This window comes from Protofrankia sp. Cr1, assembly GCF_963555865.1.
Lineage (GTDB): Bacteria > Actinomycetota > Actinomycetes > Frankiales > Frankiaceae > Protofrankia.
In genome coordinates, this window is the sequence record NZ_CAUVXO010000207.1 from 2,848 (window position 1) to 3,973 (window position 1,126).

General features: G+C 63.5%; 1 protein-coding gene. It reads left to right on the forward strand.

The window, feature by feature from the left end; all coding sequences use genetic code 11:
* A partial coding sequence (locus U9980_RS16235; protein ID WP_322768686.1) for a ParA family protein occupies nt 1-837 on the forward strand: 837 nt, incomplete at its 5' end.
* Nucleotides 838-1,126 lie beyond the last annotated feature (289 nt).

Sequence of the window (1,126 nt, forward strand, 5' to 3'; positions counted from 1 at the left end):
GAGCCGACATGGTCGGCCGCGCAGGGCGAGGCTGACAGCGCTACCACAGTTGCCGCCGCCGTCAGGCCGATTATGGAGGGCATGGGGGACATTCGTCCGTGTCAGCCCGAACAGATCGCGTACGGGCTCTGGTTGCTTGCTGGTGACCTGGCATTGAGCGCCTTCGAGGATCGTTTGAGCGAAGCCTGGTCCAAGGGTGTCACCGGGGACCCGGCAGCGCTGCGGACGACAACGGCATTCCATCGGATTATTCAGGTCGCCGCTCGACAGGTCAACGCCGATGTCGTACTCATCGATGTCGGCCCTAATCTCGGCGCAATCAATCGGGCGGCTCTGCTTGCTGCTGACACTGTGCTCGTTCCACTGGCGGCGGATCTGCTCTCTCTCCGGGGACTGCGAAACCTCGGACCGACCCTCCGGACGTGGCGGGCGACCTGGCACCACAAGGTACTTCCGGACCTCCCACCCAGGATCGATGCACCGCCTGGCCGAATGACTCCCCTCGGTTACGTCATTATGCAGCCGACGATGCGCCTGGACCGCCCCGTCAAGGCATACCAACGATGGCTCGATCGCATTCCTCAGGTCTTCGCGTCGGACGTGCTAGGTGAACCGGAGGCGAAAACAAGCCTCGGATCGTATGAAATCGCAACGCTACGCAATTACCAGAGCCTGATGCCGCTCTCGCATGATGCGCGCAAGCCGATGTTCGACCTGAGAACCGCAGACGGCGCGCTGGGTAGTACCCAGACGCTTGTCAGCCGGTGCTACCACGACTTCCAGTCGCTCGCGACGACGCTCCTGCAGAGGCTGGACTCAGTGCAGGTCGAGAACTGACCCAGCGGAGGCGGGTGGTCGGTCGGTTTTCGATCTTTCGGTGACGGCCGGCGCGGGATGTCGGCCAAAAGACGTGTGGTTCTGGCGGTGGGCTGGGCGACCCTGTCGCGTCGGGCACCATTAGGATCACGCTTGGTGTTGTAGGGCGTATTGGGGGGTTTCGCAATGGTGACCGGTGGATGTCGTGGTCAGCGCGTGACAGTTCCCGCGTCATGATTGTCAACGAGGGGCGGGTGGCGGCGGCGCTGCCCGGCTATGAGCTGGGTGCCCAGCTGGGTGCGGGTGCGTT